This window comes from Pseudomonas putida, from assembly GCA_041879295.1.
In the GTDB taxonomy this organism is placed as follows: domain Bacteria; phylum Pseudomonadota; class Gammaproteobacteria; order Pseudomonadales; family Pseudomonadaceae; genus Aquipseudomonas; species Aquipseudomonas putida_Y.
On the sequence record CP047152.1, the window covers coordinates 767,058 to 782,226 of the forward strand.

13 protein-coding genes are annotated in these 15,169 nt (G+C 63.1%); 8 read left to right on the top strand and 5 right to left on the bottom strand.

What is annotated here, in order from left to right; translation table 11 throughout:
* The first annotated feature begins 89 nt into the window (after window positions 1-89).
* Window positions 90-1,304 (top strand): MFS transporter, encoded by a 1,215-nt coding sequence (locus tag GST84_03580; protein ID XGB11484.1) that lies wholly within the window; start codon window positions 90-92, stop codon window positions 1,302-1,304.
* Between the two features lie 321 nt (window positions 1,305-1,625).
* The gene (locus GST84_03585; protein ID XGB11485.1) at window positions 1,626-2,783 is read left to right on the top strand and encodes an MFS transporter; all 1,158 of its coding nucleotides are present in this window, start codon (window positions 1,626-1,628) and stop codon (window positions 2,781-2,783) included.
* Between the two features lie 7 nt (window positions 2,784-2,790).
* Here the strand turns inward: GST84_03585 and GST84_03590 are convergent, their stop codons facing one another.
* Entirely contained in the window at window positions 2,791-3,747 is a 957-nt protein-coding gene (locus GST84_03590; GenBank protein ID XGB11486.1) for a DUF4880 domain-containing protein, read from the bottom strand.
* A complete protein-coding gene (locus GST84_03595; protein XGB11487.1) occupies window positions 3,734-4,249 on the bottom strand; it encodes a sigma-70 family RNA polymerase sigma factor in 516 nt (171 codons plus the stop codon). The genes GST84_03590 and GST84_03595 overlap by 14 nt, the downstream gene beginning before the upstream one ends.
* Before the next feature lie 171 nt (window positions 4,250-4,420).
* On the opposite strand from GST84_03595, the gene GST84_03600 reads away from it, so the two are divergent.
* From GST84_03600 to GST84_03610, 3 genes are read left to right on the top strand one after another with little or no spacing between them, the layout of a single operon-like run.
* Complete coding sequence (locus GST84_03600; protein ID XGB11488.1) at window positions 4,421-5,047, top strand: DNA-3-methyladenine glycosylase 2 family protein; 627 nt, start codon at window positions 4,421-4,423, stop codon at window positions 5,045-5,047.
* A 47-nt stretch (window positions 5,048-5,094) separates the two neighbouring features.
* The gene (gene ada / locus GST84_03605) at window positions 5,095-6,147 is read left to right on the top strand and encodes a bifunctional DNA-binding transcriptional regulator/O6-methylguanine-DNA methyltransferase Ada (GenBank protein XGB11489.1); all 1,053 of its coding nucleotides are present in this window, start codon (window positions 5,095-5,097) and stop codon (window positions 6,145-6,147) included.
* A gap of 56 nt (window positions 6,148-6,203) precedes the next feature.
* Window positions 6,204-8,615, top strand: coding sequence for a DUF3772 domain-containing protein (locus GST84_03610; GenBank protein XGB11490.1), 2,412 nt, complete (start codon window positions 6,204-6,206; stop codon window positions 8,613-8,615).
* Between the two features lie 132 nt (window positions 8,616-8,747).
* Here the strand turns inward: GST84_03610 and GST84_03615 are convergent, their stop codons facing one another.
* From GST84_03615 to GST84_03625, 3 genes are all read right to left on the bottom strand, one after another.
* Window positions 8,748-10,178: an aldehyde dehydrogenase family protein gene (locus GST84_03615; protein ID XGB11491.1), complete on the bottom strand. Its 1,431-nt coding sequence runs from the start codon at window positions 10,176-10,178 to the stop codon at window positions 8,748-8,750.
* Window positions 10,179-10,191: 13 nt separating this feature from the next.
* On the bottom strand, window positions 10,192-11,691 hold the full coding sequence (locus tag GST84_03620; GenBank protein ID XGB11492.1) for a cytosine permease: 1,500 nt from the start codon (window positions 11,689-11,691) through the stop codon (window positions 10,192-10,194).
* Window positions 11,692-11,783: 92 nt separating this feature from the next.
* Window positions 11,784-12,173: a DUF4440 domain-containing protein gene (locus tag GST84_03625; protein ID XGB11493.1), complete on the bottom strand. Its 390-nt coding sequence runs from the start codon at window positions 12,171-12,173 to the stop codon at window positions 11,784-11,786.
* A gap of 210 nt (window positions 12,174-12,383) precedes the next feature.
* Here GST84_03625 and GST84_03630 point away from each other — a divergent pair, with 210 nt between their 5' ends.
* From GST84_03630 to GST84_03640, 3 genes are all read left to right on the top strand, one after another.
* The gene (locus GST84_03630; GenBank protein ID XGB11494.1) at window positions 12,384-13,004 is read left to right on the top strand and encodes an isochorismatase family protein; all 621 of its coding nucleotides are present in this window, start codon (window positions 12,384-12,386) and stop codon (window positions 13,002-13,004) included.
* Between the two features lie 106 nt (window positions 13,005-13,110).
* Entirely contained in the window at window positions 13,111-13,926 is an 816-nt protein-coding gene (gene ppk2 / locus GST84_03635; protein ID XGB11495.1) for a polyphosphate kinase 2, read from the top strand.
* A 36-nt stretch (window positions 13,927-13,962) separates the two neighbouring features.
* The gene (locus tag GST84_03640) at window positions 13,963-15,159 is read left to right on the top strand and encodes a portal protein (GenBank protein ID XGB11496.1); all 1,197 of its coding nucleotides are present in this window, start codon (window positions 13,963-13,965) and stop codon (window positions 15,157-15,159) included.
* Window positions 15,160-15,169 lie beyond the last annotated feature (10 nt).

Genomic DNA, 15,169 nt, shown 5'->3' on the forward strand with positions numbered 1-15,169 from the left:
GTGTGGCAACAGGCGAATAAAAAGGTAGCTATGTATCTATTTGTTTCCCGATAATCGGATCCCAAACCTGAGGACGGAGATTTAGGTAAATGGCCACCAGTAGTGCCTCCACCGCACCCACCCCGGTAGCGGCAAGCCAAGCCACGCCGTTGGTGATGCGTATCATCGGTTTCTGCGCCTTGGCGCACTTGATCAACGACCTGATCCAGTCGGTGCTGCCGGCGATCTACCCGATGCTCAAGGCCAACTACGACCTGAGCTTCGCCCAGATCGGCATGATCACCCTGACGTTCCAGATCACCGCCTCGCTGTTGCAGCCTTGGGTCGGCTTCTTCACCGATCGCCGGCCCACGCCAAATCTGCTGCCGCTAGGCACCCTGTGTACTTTGGTGGGGATTGTGATGCTGGCCTTCGTTGGCAGCTTTCCGATGATCCTGTTGGCGTCGGCGCTGGTGGGCATCGGCTCGTCGACCTTCCACCCGGAAACCTCGCGTATTGCAAGGTTGGCCTCGGGCGGGCGCTTCGGCCTGGCCCAATCGACCTTCCAGGTCGGTGGCAACACCGGTTCCGCTCTGGGCCCGCTGCTGGCAGCGGCCATCGTCATTCCGTTCGGCCAGACCCATGTGGCGTGGTTCGGCGTGGCTGGGCTGTTCTTCCTCGGCGTCACCCTGATGCTGCGCGGCTGGTACAAGGAGCACCTCAATCAGGCCAAGGCGCGCAAGGCGGTTCAGGCTACCCACGGCATTTCGCGTAATCGGGTCATTGCGGCGTTGATCGTGCTGGGCCTGCTGGTGTTCTCCAAGTATTTCTACATGGCCAGCTTCACCAGCTACTTTACGTTCTACCTGATCGAGAAGTTCGGTGTGTCGGTGGCCAGCTCGCAGCTGCACCTGTTCCTGTTCCTCGGCGCGGTGGCGGCGGGCACCTTCTTTGGCGGGCCGATCGGTGACCGTATCGGGCGCAAGGCAGTCATCTGGTTTTCAATATTGGGCGTGGCGCCGTTCACGCTGGCGCTGCCGTATGCCGATTTGTTCTGGACCACAGTACTGAGCGTGGTGATCGGCTTTATCCTGGCTTCTGCGTTTTCCGCGATCGTGGTGTATGCGCAGGAACTGGTGCCGGGCAGCGTGGGCATGATTGCCGGGATCTTCTTCGGCCTGATGTTCGGCTTTGGTGGCATTGGCGCTGCGCTGTTGGGGTACGTAGCAGACCTGCGTGGTATCGAGTATGTGTACGGGTTGTGCTCGTTCCTGCCATTGTTCGGGTTGTTGGCGGTGTTCCTGCCAAGTACAGGTAAACGCTGAGCGCCGGGGGCCTCTGCCAGGCCCCCGGGCAATTGACTCGCCTCCCGGAGGTGGCTAGAGTGCCGCCTCTTTTTCAATCACCTGCGTAGTAGCCAAAGCAATGCGCCGTACCCAGTCCCTCCCACACGCCCGCCAGCCTGCCCTCCAGGCACTGCGTCGTGCATGGCCGAGTGACACGGTGCTCAAGCGCCGCCGCAGCGTGCTGTTTGCCTTCACCTTCTCGCCACACCTCGCCTGAACTGATCTGCGCTTTCGCGTCGCTCGCCGTCCCGGCGTGCGCGCCTGTTTCTGCACGTCTTTTCGGTTTGCCAGGAGTGGTACATGAACATGCGTTTATTGGCGGGCCTGTTGTTCGCCGTTTCTGTCGTGGGTTTCAGTTTGGGGGCCAGCTTGCCACTGGTGTCGTTGCGCCTGCATGAAGCGGGGGCGAGCACACTGGAAATCGGCATCATCTCGGCCATCCCTGCCGCCGGCATGATGCTCTCTGCTTTTCTGGTCGACGTCTGCTGCCGCCATCTCACCCGCCGCACCATTTATCTGCTGTGTTTCAGCCTGTGCACGGTCAGCATCGCCTTGCTCGAGTCGGCGTTCGGCTCGTTGTGGCTGCTGGCGCTGCTGCGTCTGGGCCTGGGGCTTGGCATGGGGATCGCCATCATCCTTGGCGAGTCGTGGGTCAACGAATTGTGCCCCGAGCATAACCGCGGCAAGATCATGGCCCTGTACGCCACCAGCTTTACGGGCTTTCAGGTGCTCGGCCCGGCCATGCTGGCAGTGCTGGGCGCCGATAGCCCTTGGATCACGGGTGTCGTCACGGTCTGTTATGGGCTGGCGTTGCTGTGCATCGTGCTGACCGTGCCCAACGACCATGTCGAGCACGAAGAGGGCGAAAAAAGCTTCGGCCTGGCCGGGTTCTTCCGGGTGGCTCCGGCGTTGTGCATGGCGGTGCTGTTCTTCTCGTTCTTCGATGCCGTGGTGCTGTCGCTGCTGCCGGTGTACGCCACCAGCCATGGCTTTGCCGTTGGCGTGGCGGCATTGATGGTGACGGTGGTGTTTGCCGGCGACATGCTGTTCCAGCTGCCGCTGGGCTGGTTGGCCGACCGGGTTGAGCGCACCGGTTTGCACCTGACGTGCGGACTGGTGGCGATGGTGATCGGCATCGGTTTGCCCTGGCTGCTGAATCTGACCTGGCTGCTGTGGCCGCTGTTGGTAGTGCTGGGCGCGGTGGCGGGTGGCATTTATACCCTGGCGCTGGTGCTGATCGGGCAGCGCTTCAAGGGCCAGGACCTGGTCACTGCCAATGCCAGTGTGGGCTTGCTGTGGGGTGTGGGCAGCCTGGTAGGGCCGCTGGTCAGTGGGGCAGCCATGAATGTCGCGCCCCACGGTTTGCCCATGGCGCTGGCGCTGATGGCCGGGCTGTTCGTGTGCTTTGCCAGGCAGTCATACCGGCGACGTGGGCGGATGCGGGCTGTGGCGCAGTGATATCCCTTTACGCCGCGCCGATGCTTACCCAATAGCGCGTCCTGTACTCGACCCGCACGGGCAGGCTGCGGGTGAGCAGTTGCAGGATTTGCCCGGTGTCAGCCAACTGATAGGTGCCTGAAACCTTCAAGCCCGCCACTTCTGGAGCGCAGCGCAGCAGGCCCGGTCGGTAGCGGCCAAGTTCGGTAACAAACTCGGCGAGTGGCATCTGCTGCACGCTGAGTACACCTTCGGTCCAGCCCCAGGGGTCGTTGTGCAGCGTTCTGGCCTGAATGCTGCCGTTGGTTCCGACTTGCAGGGTTTCACCTGGCAGCACTTGCCTCGCTGAGGCCAAGGCAGGGAACAACGTGACTTCACCACGACGCACCGACAGCAGCAGGCCCTGGCCGTTTTCGCGTAGCAACAGCTGGCCATCGAAGGTGGTCAGCGGGCCGACACGGGTGGCGATGTGGAACGGGCGGTTGTCGTTGGGGTTGCTGTCCAGGCTGACCTCGCCATGGATCAGTTTCAGCTGGCGTTGTTCCGCACTGTAGTGCAAGTCGATGGCACTGGCGGTGTTGAGCCGGATACGGCTGCCGTCACTGCCTTGCCATTGGCGCCGTTCGCCTGTGGCGGTGCTGGTGTCGGCCAGCAGTTGTGGCAGGCCTAGCGGTTCGCGCGCGGCCCAGCCCAGGCTGCCGCCCACAGCCAACAGCCCCAACAACTTCAGGTGGTCCCTGCGGCTGGCTTTGGGGGGCTGGCTCGCGTCCAGGGTGCGCCGGCTCAGGTCCTTGGGCAGCCCGGCCAGTTCATCGCCCAGATTACTGACCCGCTGCCAGGCCAGGCAGTTGTGTGGGTGGCTGGCCAGCCAGTGTTGAAACTGCTGCTCGGTGCGCGGGCTGGGGCTGTCGAAACGCAGCTTCACCAGCCAGTCGATGGCCTGATCGACCTGAGCCTGTGCGGGCGTATCATCAGGCATCGGCATAGCGCAACCGGTAGCAGACGCCCAGGGCCTTGGCCAGGTCGCGTTCAACGGTGGCCCTGGACACCTCCAGACGTTGGGCAACCTGCGCGATGCTCAAACCGTCTAGCTGGGCCAGCAGGAACGCTTGGCGCACGCGCGGTTTCAACTGGTGCAAGGCGCGGTCGAGGCGTTCCAGGCTATCGAGGATGACAAGCTTATCCTCTTCGCTGGGCACTTCTGCTTCGGGCAGGTGAGCCAGGCTTTCCTGGTAGGCCCGCTCCAGCGCACGGCGGCGGAACTGGTCGATCATCAAGCCGCGGGCGATGCTGCTAAGGTAGGCGCGCGGTTCTTTGAGCGGCGACACCTGGCGGGCGCGCAACAACCGCACGAAGGTATCCTGGGCCAGGTCTGCGGCATGTTCACTGCAACCGATCCGGCTGCGTAACCAACCACGCAACCAGGCATGGTGAGACTGGTAGAGCAGAGCAACCTCGGTTGGCTTGAGCGTGTCGTTGATCTGCATCGTAGAGAAGGCCCAGTCCAGTGATGTTTGCGATTGTGAATGGTTCTCAATTCTATGCGGGGAAGATGGCGCCGAGCAATGGCATGCCTAAGATTAGCTGCGCAAGAACCGGCGTTTGCCCGATGAACGGCTGCGCTAAGCTGGACCTGCAATCGATTTGATGGAGGTGCCATGATGCTGGCCGACCTTTCGCCCGAGGCCTATCGCGAGGCCACACGGCACCTGGCAGCACTCGACCCGGACTGGTCGCGGCACATCGCAGCGATCGGGCCCTGCCTGCACCAGGCTACGCCGGGACGTGAGCCTTATGAGGCGTTGGTGCGGGCGATTGCCTACCAGCAACTGCACGCCCGTGCCGCCGAGGCGATCCTGGGGCGGTTGCTGGCGCTGTTTCCGGCAGATGATTTTCCGCAGCCAGAGCAGTTGCTGGCGGTAACCCCGGAAACCCTGCGTGCCTGCGGCTTTTCGGCGAGCAAGCTGGAGACGGTCCAGGGCATTGCTCAAGCCACCCTGGAGGGCCTGGTACCCACGCGGGAGCAGGCGTTAACCATGGCTGACGAGGCGTTGATCGAACGCCTGGTAGCGCTGCGTGGAGTAGGGCGGTGGACGGTGGAGATGCTGCTGATCTACAGCCTGGGGCGGTCCGACATTCTTCCAGTGGACGATTTTGGCGTGCGCGAGGGGTATCGGCGGCTCAAGGGGCTGGAGAAGGCGCCGACACCGGCACAAATGCGCTCGCTGGGCGGCGCCTGGCGGCCGTTTCGTACCGTGGCGGCCTGGTACCTGTGGCGGGCCTGAGGTTTTTGCATCGCCTGTACAGGCAACAACATATCCGGGAATCATAGATGAACCTGTACACCACCCCCGACCAACGCTGGCAAGCCGTAGCGTGCCGAGACACTGCCGCTACGGGCCACTTTGTCTATGCCGTACGTACCACCGGCGTCTACTGCCACCCCGGCTGCAAATCACGCCAGGCCAAGCGCATGAACGTCGAGTTCTACGACACCGCCGCGGCCGCCGAGGCTGCCGGCTACCGTGCTTGCAAACGCTGTATCAGCAAGGCCAGTGCCACCCGACACAGCCAGCTCGTCACCCATGCCTGCCGCTTGATCGAGGCTAGCGACCCCGCGCCAAGCCTCGACCAACTCGGTGCACGGCTGGCCGTCAGCCCTTTCCACCTGCATCGGCTGTTCAAGGCTGAAACCGGGGTCACCCCCAAAGCCTATGCCACGGCCTTCCGTGCCCGGCGGCTGCGTGCGCACCTGGAAGATGGCCAGCGTTCGGTCACCGATGCTATCTACGACGCCGGCTACAACTCCAACAGCCGCTTCTACGAAAGCGCCGACCAGCGCCTGGGCATGCGCCCCCGGCAATACCGCGCCGGCGGCGCCGGGGCAACCATTCACTTCGCCCTTGGCCAGTGCTCGCTGGGTGCAATACTGGTAGCCCAGAGTGACAAGGGCATCTGCGCAATCTTGCTGGGTGACGACCCCGAGGCCCTTTTGCACGATCTGCAGGACCAGTTCCCCAAGGCCCACCTGATTGGCGGTGACAGCGCTTACGAACAGCTGGTCGCCGAAGTGATCGGTTTCGTCGAAGCGCCGGCTTTGGGCCTGGCCTTGCCGCTGGATGTGCAAGGCACCGCGTTTCAGGAGCGGGTGTGGCAGGCGCTGCGTGAGGTGCCGGCCGGCAGCCGGGTCAGCTACACCGACATCGCCGCGCGCATTGGCGCCCCCAAGGCCGTGCGGGCGGTAGCCATGGCCTGCGCGGCCAACCCTATTGCCGTGGCCATCCCTTGCCACCGCGTGGTACGCCGGGATGGTGATATCAGCGGCTACCGCTGGGGCGTGGAGCGCAAACAGCAGTTGCTGAAGCGAGAAACGGCACTCTCCTGACTGCCCGAAGCCGCGTAGAATCCCCCGCCAAATCGAATTGCTAAGAGGAATATTCGATGAGGCGTGTCAGCCTTGACCGTTATTGCCCGGGCCTGCTGGTCCTGCTGGCCCTGATGCTGGTACTTGCCAGCCCGGCCTGGTCGGCCCCAGCCACGCCATTGTCCAATCTGGCGGCTGCCGAAGCGCCAGCATTGGACGAAAACGCCAGCCTCGAACAGCTGAGCGACCACTTGGACCTCATCCGCCAGGGCGTCACCAGCGACGCCAACGACGACGCGCTGTCGCAACTGCGCCTCGCAGCGATGCAGGTTCAGCGTCAAGCTGATGCATTGAGTGCACAGCGCACTGCCGATGTGGGAAGGCTCGACGACCAGCTGAAGGTCATCGGCCCGGCTCAGCCGGATGAGGCCGCTACCCTGACACAGCAGCGCAAAGCGCTGGAGGCCGAGAAAAAGGCGCTGGTAGCCCAGCAGGATCAGGCCACCAAGCTGACCCAGTCGGCCCGCGACCTGTCCACGCAAATCGTCAACCTGCGCCGCAGCCAGTTCAACTCGCAAATCACCAGCCGTGCAGCCTCGCCGCTGAGCCCGGCGTTCTGGCAGAGCATCATCCGCCCTACCCAGGATGACGTGGCGCGCCTGCGTGACTTGCGCGGCGAGGCGGCCGATGCCATCGGCAGCGCCTTCAGCGCCGAAAACCGCTGGCAGTTCGTTGCCAGCCTGGTGGCAGCGATTCTGGTGTGGACGTTGGTGCGGCGCGTGCTTGAACGCATGCTGGCCAGTGCCATGGTCCGCTGGTTGCCCGACGGCCGCCTGCGCCGCAGCGCCTTGGCTCTGGGCGTTAGCCTGGCAACCCTGGGTACCATCGCCGGCTCGGTTTCGTTGCTGCGCTGGGGGCTGGAAAGCAATGCGCAATTGGGTTCGGACATCGCCAGCCTGACCAACCACATCCTCACCCTGGTAGTGTTCAGTGCCTTCATTACCGGCCTGGGCCGCGCCATGCTGATGCTGCAGCGCCCGTCCTGGCGGCTGCCGGCGATCCACGACCAAGTCGCCAGTGCGTTGGGCTGGTTCCCGAAGGTGCTGGCATTGGCACTGATGGTCATGATGACCATGGAGCGCATGAACAGCGTGATCGGCGTCAGTCTGGCGCTGACGGTGGCCGTCAACGGGCTGACCGCGCTGGTGGTGGCGTCCACCTTTGCCAGCGCGCTGCTGTGTTATCGCCGCACCCTGCGCAAGCATGACCTGCAGCGCCCGACGGGCCTGGCCGGGCTGATCCCGTTCGTGATGGTCATCTGGCTGACGTTGATTCTGCTGGCACTGTTCACCGGCTACCTGACACTCGCCTATTTCCTCACCGCCAAGCTGTTGTGGGTCAGCCTGGTGATCACCTGTGCCTACTTGCTGACCACCTTCCTCGGCGACCTGTGCGAAACCCTGCTGTCGCCCCGCCAGCCCGGTGGCCTGGCACTGGCCTCGACCCTGGGCCTGGCGCCTCGTCACCAGGCGCAGGTCAGCACCATACTGGCCGGTGTCGGCCGCACCATCGTGCTGTTCCTGGCGCTGTTGCTGGTGTTGATGCCGTCAGGCACCAGCCCCAGCGAATTGCTGCTGAGCCTTGGCGACTGGGATGGGACCGGGGGCAAGCTACTCGGCAACCTGAACATCGTTCCGCAGGACATCCTGCTGGCCCTGGCGATCTTCCTCGGCGGCCTGTTCGCCATCCGTGTGGTCAAGCGCTGGCTAAGCGATCGTCTGCTGCCGGAAACCGACATGGACGCCGGCATGCGGGCCTCGTTGGTAACCCTGGTGGGCTACCTGGGTTTCCTGTTCCTGGCCATGCTGGTGATGTCGACCTTGCGCATCAACCTCACCAGCCTGACCTGGGTGGTCAGTGCCCTGTCGGTCGGTATCGGTTTCGGTTTGCAGCAGATCGTGCAGAACTTCATTTCCGGCCTGATCCTGCTGACCGAGCGCCCGGTCAAGGTAGGCGACTGGGTCAGCCTGGCGGGTGTCGAGGGCGATATCCGCCGCATCAATGTGCGCGCCACCGAGATCCAGATGTCTGACCGTTCCACGGTGATCGTGCCCAACTCGCAGTTCATCTCGCAGAACGTGCGCAACGTGACCATGGGCAATGCGCTGGGCGTGGTCAGCATTACCCTGACTCTGCCGCTGGAGACTGATGCCAACCGTGTGCGGGAGTTGCTGCTGGCGGCTTACCATGAGCATGAGGCGATTCTGGACGCGCCCGCTGCCTCGGTGTCATTCAAGGACCTGACGGCCAGCGGTATGGTGATTGGTGTGAGTGGCTACGTGGCCGGGCCGCGACAGGTGTCCGGCACCCGCAGCGACCTTCTGTTCACCATTCTTGGCCGGTTGCGTGATGAAGGCATTCCACTGTCTTCGCCGCAGAGCATGGTGCTGGTGCAGGAAGGTGCGCGGCCGGCTGACGAGTCGGTGTAGGCATCGGGGGGGGCGTCCAGCTGGTTTACCCGCTAAAGGGCCAGGCCTGCTGGCCAATCTCCACCCCCCGTTCACCGTTGCCGCCGCCAACGTATTCGCGGGTGAACCCGCGAATACCGGCCCCTTGCGATATCAGCCCAGACAGCGGGTTACATGCTTGACCGACTGATACGCTGACAACCCCCAAGGCCCCAGCTCACGGCCGATCCCGCTGCCTTTGGTGCCACCCCATGACGTTTCGACGAACACCGCCTGCACCGAATTGATCCACACATGGCCAACTTCCAGCGCATCGGCCACGCGTTCGGCGCGTTCCAGGTCGGCGGAGCACACCGTGGCGACCAGCCCGAAGCGGCTGTCATTGGCTTCGGCAATGGCCTGTTCCTCGGTGGCAAAGCGCCGTGCGCAGAGCACCGGGCCAAAGATTTCCTCGGTCCACAGGCGGCTGTCTTTCGGCACATCGGTATACAGCGTCGGGCTGACGAACCAGCCTTCACGGTCCAGTGCATGGCCGCCAGCCAGGCACTGCAAACCTTCTTCCCGCGCCGTGGCAAAGTAGCTGGCCACCTTCAGCCATTGCGCCTGGCTGGTCAGCGGGCCCATGTCGACCTCTTCGGTCAAAGGATTACCCACCCGCAAGTTTGCCAGTGCCGCCTGCAAGCGCGGCAGCAGTGCATCGGCAATGCCGTCCTGTACCAGCAGCCGCGATGTGGCCGAACACATCTGACCTGCGTTCCAGCTGATGCCGGCCACAATCCATTCCACCGCCTGGTCGACATCGCAATCCTCGAACACCACGATGGCCGACTTGCCGCCCAGTTCCAGCGTCACCGGCCGGCACTGCGCCGACGCGCTGCGCATCACCTGGCTGCCGACGCTGTTGCTACCTGTGAACGACAACTTGTCCAGGCCGTTGTGGTTGCTTAGCGCGGCGCCGGTCTCGGCCTTGCCGTTGACGATGTTCAGTACCCCGGCCGGCAGGCCCAAGGCGTCGGCGATCTGGCCGTAGGCCTGCTCGATCAGCGGCGTAACCTCTGAAGGCTTGAGCACCACGGTGCAACCGGCGGCCAAGGCCGGAGCAAGTTTCCAGGCGCTGGTCACCAACGGGAAGTTCCACGGCACGATCAGGCCGACCACGCCCACCGGTTCAAGGCGGGTGCGGGCGGTGAAACCCGGCGCAGCCAGCGGCACAGTGCGGTTTTTCGATGGCAGTTGCTCGGCCTGCTCGGCGTAATAGCCAAAGGTCGCGATGGCGTCATCCAGGTCGATTTCCGCTTCGTGACGCGGTTTGCCGTTATTGCGCATCTGCAGGGTGACAAGCGCTTCACGGCGTTGCCCGAGCTGTTCGGCGAAACCACGCAGGAAGGCGGCACGTTCACTGGCGCCGGTGCTTTTCCAGGCGGGCAGGGCGCTGCGGGCAGCGGCGACGGCCTGGTCGACCTGGCTCACGCTGGCGGCCATCAGCTCGGCGAACGGTTGCCCCAGTGCAGGGTCGTTGACACTGATGCAGTCGCTGCCTTGGCCTTCGACCCAATGGCCGGCGATATAGTGGGAAGTGGTCATGGTCGGTTTCCAGTCAGGCCATTTCGGCAGTGGTCACAGGCGTATGCGCGGTGCTTTTGCAACGCACCCATCGCGGGCCCAAGGGGCCATACACGCCAGCAGGTTCAGGGAACAGGTTGAGCAACAGCAGGTACAGCACGCCAGCCAGCCCCAGCGTGACCGGCAGGCTCAGGTCGATGCCGCCCGCCAGGTCGCCCAGTGGGCCGACGAACTGCCCCGGCAGGTTGACGAAGCACAGGCCAACCGCCGCGCTGGGGATCCACGCCCCCATGCCGCGCCAGTTCCAACCGTGCAGGAACCAGTAGTGGCCACCACGCTGGCCGCGGGTGAACACCTGCAGGTCGTCGGCGTGGTAGAAGCCGCGGCGGGTAATCAGGCCAAGGATCATGATCACCATCCACGGGCTGGTGCAGGTAATGATCAGCACGGCAAAGGTCGATACGCTCTGCACGAGGTTGAAGGTGAAGCGGCCAATGAAGATGAAGCCGATCGCCAGCACGCCGATCAGCAGGGTGGCGCCGGCTCGGCTGAGCATGCGTGGGAACACGCTGGACATGTCCAGGCCGGTGCCATACAGCGCGGTGGTGCCGGTGGACATGCCGCCGATCACCGCAATCAGGCACACCGGCAGGAAGAACCAGCTTGGCGCTACCGCCAGCAGGCCGCCCACATAATTGTTGGCGGCGATGTAGTCCGGCGCCTGGGTGGCGACCAGGGTGGCCGTACACAGGCCGAACAGGAACGGAATCAGCGTCGCCCCCTGTGCCGCGATCACGGCCAGCATGATGCGCGCCTTGGGTGTTTCACGTGGAATGTAGCGCGACCAGTCACCCAGAAACGCACCGAACGACACCGGGTTGCTCATGGCCAGGATCGCCGCGCCGACGAACGCAGCCCAGAAACCTGCCTGGCCAAGGTTGACGCTGCCTGCGTAGCCCGCATCGAAGGGCCCGGCAAAGGCGACGATGCCTAGCAGGAACAGCAGGCTCGAGGCCCACACGGCAATCTTGTTGACCCACAGCATGAAGCGGAAGCCAAAGATGCATACCACCAGTACCAGCACCGCGAACAAGCCGTAGGCCAGGCCCAGGGTCAGGTCGGTCTCTGGCAGGCCGGCCAGGCGCTTGGCACCACCGACCAATGCATCGCCCGAGCTCCACACCGAAAGCGAGAAAAACGCCACCGCCGTGAGCAGCGACAGGAACGAGCCGACGATGCGCCCGTGTACGCCAAAGTGCGCGCCTGATGAAACGGCGTTGTTGGTGCCGTTAAGCGCGCCGAACAGCCCCATCGGGGCAAGGATCAGTGCGCCGATGCCAACGCCAAGCAGAATCGCCCACACACCGGCCTGGAATGACAACCCGAAAAGCACCGGGAAGCTGCCCAGTACGGCGGTAGCGAAGGTATTGGCACCGCCGAAGATCAGGCGGAACAGGTCCAGCGGGGAGGCGTCGCGTTGATCGGCGGGGATCTGTTCGACGCCGTTGGTCTCGATACCGGTCGAGTGGCTCATGGTGGTGCTCCAGCGCGGTTGTTATAGCCAGCGCAGTGCGCGGGCCTTTTTGTGGGTGCGATGGCAGGGCGGCAGCGCCGCGTAAAAGGTGATCAGGCCGGCGTTACGACCGACAGGTGCTCGTGGCAGGCCAGCCACTGTTCACCAAGGCGGCTGAAGACGATGGTCTCGCGCTCGCTCAACTGCTGCTCTTCACCGGCGATGCGGATACGCGTGGCCACATCGTGCATGAAAATAGCCACGTCGCCTTGCAGGCTTACATGGGCGTTGCCCGATTCGCAGGCAAGCACGGTAAAGCCCTCGGCCTGCCACTGGGCCCACAGCTCTTCATAGGCGCGACGCGACAGCAGCGGATACGGCAAGGTGTGAAACAGAAAGGTGGCGTCTTCGCTGAAGCAGGCGAAATAGCGGGCGGTGTCGTTGCTGGCGAACGCCGCGACGAGGTCGGCGGCAGCTTGCCGCACTTGGAGTGTCTGGTCCACGGGAGTGGCCTCACGGTTTTTTGTGATTGTGGTGAAGCGATTCTGGTGGCGGTTGGCGAGGGGAAAAATCGCTGGCGGCAAATAATCAGTTCAGGAATTTGTGAAGTGATGGGGCACATGGCAGTACAGGCAAGCCGACTGACGGTCTCTCCCACCCTCCATCCTTGCCTACGCTGATACTCCCAACCCGCTGAAGCAAGGAGATCCACTGTGACCTTCCAATACAAGCGTCTGGACAAGAACAACGCAGCCGTACTGCTGGTCGACCACCAGACCGGCTTGCTCTCGCTGGTAAGGGATATCGACCCCGACCGCTTCAAGAACAACGTCTTGGCCCTGTCTGACCTGGCCAAATACTTCAAGCTGCCGACCATCCTCACCACCAGTTTCGAGACGGGGCCCAACGGCCCGCTGGTGCCGGAGCTGAAAGAGCAGTTCCCTGATGCCCCTTACATTGCACGCCCGGGCAACATCAACGCCTGGGACAACGAAGATTTCGTCAAAGCGGTAAAAGCCACCGGCAAGAAACAGCTGCTGATTGCTGGCGTGGTCACTGAAGTATGCGTGGCTTTCCCGGCCCTGTCGGCGTTGGAGGAGGGCTTCGAGGTATTCGTCGTCACCGACGCTTCTGGCACGTTCAACGAACTGACCCGTGATTCGGCCTGGCGACGCATGGAGGCTGCCGGGGCGCAGCTGATGACCTGGTTCGGCGTGGCCTGCGAACTGCACCGTGACTGGCGCAACGACATCGAAGGGCTGGGTACCCTGTTCTCCAACCATATCCCGGACTACCGCAACCTGATGACCAGTTACAACAAGCTGGCCAAATAGTGCCTCCCGGGGGCTGCACGACAGCCCCCACATCAATCTGCAAGCGAAGCGGCAAACTGGCATTAATCGACCATACTCACTCTTCATTCGCCTTCAGGAGCGTGTCATGTCGAAGCCGTCCAGGAAGCCCTCCAAAAAACAGCCAGAAAAGCTGGGCGGTAAGGCGTACGAAAAAGCGCTCAAGAACCTGCATGTAGAGTTGGTGAAGCTACAGGAGTGGGTGGTCGCCAAGGGCCTGAAGGTATGCATTGTCTTCGAAGGCCGCGATGGCGCCGGCAAGGGTGGCACCATCAAGGCCATTACCGAGCGTGTCAGCCCGCGGGTGTTTCGTGTAGTGGCGCTGCCCGCACCGACCGAGCGGGAAAAGACCCAGATGTACGTGCAGCGTTACCTGGGCCATCTGCCTGCGGCGGGTGAAGTGGTGATCTTCGATCGCAGTTGGTACAACCGTGCGGGCGTTGAGCGGGTAATGGGCTTTTGCTCTGGCGAGCAAGTGGACAGGTTTCTGACCGGAGTACCCGGGTTCGAAAGGGTCATGGTCGATTCAGGGATCATCCTCATCAAGTACTGGCTTGAAGTCAGCGCCGACGAGCAGACCCGGCGCCTGCAGGATCGCATCAACGACGGCCGCAAGCTGTGGAAGTTGTCACCGATGGACCTCAAGTCGTATAGCCGCTGGGATGAATACACCCAAGCGCGTGACGAAATGTTCCAGGCGTCGGATACCGCTTGGGCGCCGTGGTTCATGGCCAATTCCAACGACAAACGTCGCGCCCGGCTGAATATCATCAGCCATCTGCTCAGCCGTATTCCCTACAAGGATATAACCCGCGACCAGCACGTGAAGCTGCCCAAACGCGGCAAGATCGGCAAGTACAAGGCGGTCGCCTACCCGTTCAAGTTCGTCGAAGAACGTTTCTGAACCCCTCCCTGCAGGGAGCTGCGAAGGTACGAGCTCATGCCACATGACGGTAGCCTGTTGCAGGCGACGGTGGTATTCCTTTTGGCTGTGGTGCTTCTGGTACCGCTGGCGCAGCGTCTGAAAATGGGCGCAGTACCGGGATACCTCTTGGCGGGTATCTTGATTGGTCCGTCGGTGTTTGGCCTGCTCGGCAACCCGGACAACGTGGCGCGGCTGTCGGAAATGGGCGTGGTCATGCTGCTGTTCGTGATTGGCCTGGAGTTGTCCCCAAGGCGCCTGTGGACCATGCGTCGGGCGCTATTTGGCGTCGGCAGTTTGCAAGTGGGGCTGACCGCCGTGCTGCTTGGGCTACTGGCATTCTGGCTGTTCGACCAATCGAAACCCGCCGCCATCGTGCTGGGGCTGGGCCTGGCGCTGTCGTCCACCGCCTTTGGCTTGCAGGTACTGGCCGAGCGCAAGGACCTGGGCAAACCTCATGGCCGCCTGGCCGTGGCCATCCTGCTGTTCCAGGATATTGCCGCCATTCCCTTGATTGCCGTGGTGCCGCTGCTCGGTGGCGATGTCAGCACGGCTGACGAAGGTGCCTGGCCTTTGTTGGCTGTAGCTGTCGGCATTGGTGTGCTGATTGTTTTTGGCCGTTATCTGCTGACCCCGATATTCAAGTGGACGGTGGGTTCGGGCCTGCCTGAGCTGTCGACCGCCACGGCCTTGCTGGTCGTGCTGGGCACCGCTTGGTTGATGGAGCATGTGGGTGTGTCGATGGCGCTGGGGGCGTTTCTGGCCGGTGTGCTGATGGCCGAGTCGCCGTTCCGCCACGAACTGGAAACCCAGATCGAGCCGATCAAAGGCCTGCTGCTTGGATTGTTCTTCGTTGGCGTAGGTATGAGTGCCGACCTGCGTCTGCTGTTCGGCATGCCGCTGATGGTGCTGGGCCTCACCGTGCTGCTGGTGGCCATCAAGCTGCCCTTGCTGTATGGCCTGGGGCATACGGTCGGAGGGCTCAACCAGGCCCAGGCGTTATGCCTGGGCGTGGTGCTGGCTTCGGGCGGCGAGTTTGCCTTCGTGGTGTTCAAGCTGGCGCTGGAGCACCAGGTACTCACCCAACAGGTACACGACCTGCTGGTGCTGGCCATCACCTTGTCGATGGCGGTGGTGCCCTTGGTCATGATGGCCCTGGCGCGGCAGCTGCGCGATGACAGCCCTGTACAGGCATCCCCTGAAACGGGCCAGTGAATTGCGCCTT

What these genes read in the sequence shown, in the direction of transcription:
- GST84_03585 (XGB11485.1), top strand. Translation starts at nt 1,626, where the DNA reads ATGAACATGCGTTTATTGGCGGGCCTGTTGTTCGCCGTTTCTGTCGTG.
- GST84_03615 (XGB11491.1), bottom strand. Translation starts at nt 10,178, where the DNA reads ATGACCACTTCCCACTATATCGCCGGCCATTGGGTCGAAGGCCAAGGC.
- GST84_03600 (XGB11488.1), top strand. Translation starts at nt 4,421, where the DNA reads ATGATGCTGGCCGACCTTTCGCCCGAGGCCTATCGCGAGGCCACACGG.
- GST84_03590 (XGB11486.1), bottom strand. Translation starts at nt 3,747, where the DNA reads ATGCCGATGCCTGATGATACGCCCGCACAGGCTCAGGTCGATCAGGCC.
- ppk2 (XGB11495.1), top strand. Translation starts at nt 13,111, where the DNA reads ATGTCGAAGCCGTCCAGGAAGCCCTCCAAAAAACAGCCAGAAAAGCTG.
- ada (XGB11489.1), top strand. Translation starts at nt 5,095, where the DNA reads ATGAACCTGTACACCACCCCCGACCAACGCTGGCAAGCCGTAGCGTGC.
- GST84_03610 (XGB11490.1), top strand. Translation starts at nt 6,204, where the DNA reads ATGAGGCGTGTCAGCCTTGACCGTTATTGCCCGGGCCTGCTGGTCCTG.
- GST84_03620 (XGB11492.1), bottom strand. Translation starts at nt 11,691, where the DNA reads ATGAGCCACTCGACCGGTATCGAGACCAACGGCGTCGAACAGATCCCC.
- GST84_03595 (XGB11487.1), bottom strand. Translation starts at nt 4,249, where the DNA reads ATGCAGATCAACGACACGCTCAAGCCAACCGAGGTTGCTCTGCTCTAC.
- GST84_03580 (XGB11484.1), top strand. Translation starts at nt 90, where the DNA reads ATGGCCACCAGTAGTGCCTCCACCGCACCCACCCCGGTAGCGGCAAGC.
- GST84_03640 (XGB11496.1), top strand. Translation starts at nt 13,963, where the DNA reads ATGCCACATGACGGTAGCCTGTTGCAGGCGACGGTGGTATTCCTTTTG.